This is a genomic window from Vibrio sp. 10N.261.52.A1, assembly GCF_002876325.1.
Lineage (GTDB): Bacteria > Pseudomonadota > Gammaproteobacteria > Enterobacterales > Vibrionaceae > Vibrio > Vibrio chagasii.
In genome coordinates this window covers 1-2817 of record NZ_MCYD01001416.1, presented here as the reverse complement: position 1 = coordinate 2817, position 2817 = coordinate 1, and the positions used below count along the sequence as shown (strand labels likewise).

The 2817-nt window shown below is 38.6% G+C and carries 4 protein-coding genes; all 4 read left to right on the top strand.

Annotation, left to right across the window (positions count from 1 at the left end; all coding sequences use genetic code 11):
- Nucleotides 1-245 precede the first annotated feature (245 nt).
- Complete coding sequence (locus tag BCT81_RS28605; RefSeq protein WP_102426626.1) at nucleotides 246-857, top strand: curlin subunit CsgB; 612 nt, start codon at nucleotides 246-248, stop codon at nucleotides 855-857.
- 83 nt (nucleotides 858-940) lie between these two features.
- On the top strand, nucleotides 941-1792 hold the full coding sequence (locus BCT81_RS28600; protein ID WP_102426625.1) for a curlin: 852 nt from the start codon (nucleotides 941-943) through the stop codon (nucleotides 1790-1792).
- A gap of 1 nt (nucleotide 1793) precedes the next feature.
- Nucleotides 1794-2108 carry a hypothetical protein gene (locus BCT81_RS28595; RefSeq protein ID WP_102426624.1) on the top strand — a complete coding sequence of 105 codons (315 nt, stop codon included), beginning with the start codon at nucleotides 1794-1796 and terminating at the stop codon, nucleotides 2106-2108.
- Nucleotides 2109-2285: 177 nt separating this feature from the next.
- Nucleotides 2286-2817: helix-turn-helix transcriptional regulator (locus tag BCT81_RS28590; protein WP_102426623.1), on the top strand; the 532-nt coding region annotated here is incomplete at its 3' end.

Sequence of the window (2817 nt, the reverse complement as noted above, 5' to 3'; positions counted from 1 at the left end):
CCCCAGTAGCATATATAAACTTTTGGATTAATTTACAAGATGATTTAATTAACTAATGGAGGGATAAAAAAGCCAATTACTAATTAAATTCGTCATATGCAATTAAATATTTTTACCTTTAAGTTTATAGATGATATTCACCTGTGAACCTACTATTTCGACATGCTAGTGAGTTACACGGCGTTCAACAAGGAATATATTATTTAGTTGAACACACGAGCATCAGACACTTTAAGGTAAAAATAATGATAAGTAGGATAGCATCACTTGCCAGCTTAACTTTTTTATATTTATCAATAGGTAGTACAAATATTGCTGCAGCCTCTGGTGTTGAAGGGGACTTTTTACATAATGTCGATCAGGACATTATTAATGACTACAGCGATTTATATAACATCTCTTCTGGAGATTTAGATAACTACTCAGAAATAGATATAACAAACAGTTCGGATTCAAGTTCAGCCATTATTCAATACAGCCCAGGAATAAAAGCAAATAATAGAGCAAAGATAAAACAAAGCGGACACTCTAATTCTGCGAATATTAACCAGGTGGGACGGAATAATATCGCGTACATAAATCAAGACGGATCTGACAATACCGCTGCAATTGGGCAGATCGGTGGGAATAGCGAAGCGTTAATTTCCCAAGATGGAAACCACAATTTAGCGGTTATAGGACAAGCGAACTTCACTGGGCAAGGCAGCCAATTAAGCATTAACCAAAAAGGTAATCACAATGTGGCGTTTATGGCTGGCTCAGGAGGAGACAACTTAGGGATTTCTCAAGACGGGCACGACTTTGCGATCGTCAATGCATCGAGCTCAATGAGAATCTTCATCAATCAAGCAAATTAGCGCGCAGTATGGATAGCTTGATTCAAAGTCGCTTCATTTGAGGTGACACATAGTCGACATGGAAATGTATAAGGATACAACCTATGAAACTTACAAAAATCGGAATTATAGTCGGTGCCATTATTGGTTTTAATGCAGCTCACGCAGATCCACTTCCAACTTCTGCATCTGCTCCAGGAGTGGGTGTGAAAGAGGGTGTTACTGATCTAAGAATCTCTAACAAGGCTGAAGCAATTGAGCCTTTAGCGATGGATAATACTGCAATTTGGCAAATGGGTGATGGTGATAATGCTAACGTATTGATTGAGCAAGACACGTCAGGTATCACTGATGGTCACATAGCACTTGTTGACACACAGAACAGTAAGCGCTCAGACGTAGTCGTTGTTCAAGACGGTAACCTCAATGAGGCGCATGTAAAACTACGTTATAAAAGAAACAACGCGCTTATCGATCAAGATGGCTTGAGTAACCAAGCTAGGGTGAAAGTGAAAGGGTCAGGTAAAAACAACGATCTACGTGTTACTCAAGATGGCGACTACAACATTTCCGTAGTGAAAGCGAAAGGTAGCTCAGTACGAAACGAAGCTGACGTATACATCAACGGTGACTCAAATACTACTTACACAGAGTTTAGTAACGGTGGCGTTGAGAGAAACGATGTGGCTATCGATATCTGGGGTGATGGAAACTACGTAGAAACTATCGTTAATACCGATGTTGGTGGTGGTGATAGAAACGATGTAGACATCGACCTAATGAACAGTAACGATAACCGTCTATTTACGTTACAAACTGGTTCATATTCAAACGCAACCATTGACTTGACGAACAGTGACATGAACCAAATCATGATTGAGCAAACGTCTTTCGACAATGCAGCTGTGTTAGGTAACGGTGCAAACGGAAACGTTGGTCTTATCTACCAAAATTAATATGACACATTTTATATATGACAAAGCGGCGTTCATCGCCGCTTTATTTTATCTAACACATTTAAATACCTACGCTAGCACGTTAGACACCATTGAGTGTTCAATAAAAAATCAAGACATCATATTGAAAATTGAGAACGACTCTCCGTTCTCATTAACGTTAAAGACACATACCAATTCAGAGTATGATCAGAAAGTTAATAGCGGTAAGACGACTTTAATATTAGGCTTAGATCAATTCCCTGCAACATTACAGAATCACACCGACAGCGAAGCATGGAACATTTCTAAATCCTGTGAAATCACAAAACAGTAAAAATAAACTAAGAGTAAACATACACTTCCAGTTAAGAATAGAATGTACCTTCACGTGTTCTATTAATTAGGCTTAAAATAATTCAAATATTTGATGGTCAGATTAGCGGAATACTAGTCCGTGCTATAAACTTTAAAGTCTAATAAGTACGCGGTGATCAGTAAAAGGAGTTTACACATGGCTAGTCCGGGAGTTCATCAAGCCATTTTAATAGCAGAGAACAATTTGCAATCAACGCTGCTCAAAGAATCTATAGAACAAAAGGTAAATTTAGACATAAAACTAGTGTCACCAGAAAGACTATCGACTAAGTCATTACAAGCTCCTAACCTAGATTTGGTGATTATTGATTACCCTACAATGAGTAAACAGTACACCGAAAAATATCAAGAGCTTAGAGATGATATCGAGAGTGATGTTCATGAAGTATTACTCAATACGCCCAGCGACTTCCCTCACTCTGAAATGCTCAAATGGCAGTATCTCGTTGGTATTTTTTATGCGTCTGACACGCTTGATAAGCTAGTGACAGGATTTAACTGTATCTTACAGGGTGAAATGTGGATGAGTAGAAAACTCATTTACCAATACATTAGCTTCTATAGAGAGAGGCAGTGCGCGAAAACCAGCCCTTATTACCTCAAGCTCACTAAACGCGAACAGCAGATCATCAAACTACTCGGTGATGGCGTGAAGTGGTCAAGTAAAA

Bases quoted from the DNA above. Each gene is read 5' to 3' on its own strand.
- BCT81_RS28605 (WP_102426626.1), top strand. From the start codon at position 246: ATGATAAGTAGGATAGCATCACTTGCCAGCTTAACTTTTTTATATTTA.
- BCT81_RS28600 (WP_102426625.1), top strand. From the start codon at position 941: ATGAAACTTACAAAAATCGGAATTATAGTCGGTGCCATTATTGGTTTT.
- BCT81_RS28595 (WP_102426624.1), top strand. From the start codon at position 1,794: ATGACACATTTTATATATGACAAAGCGGCGTTCATCGCCGCTTTATTT.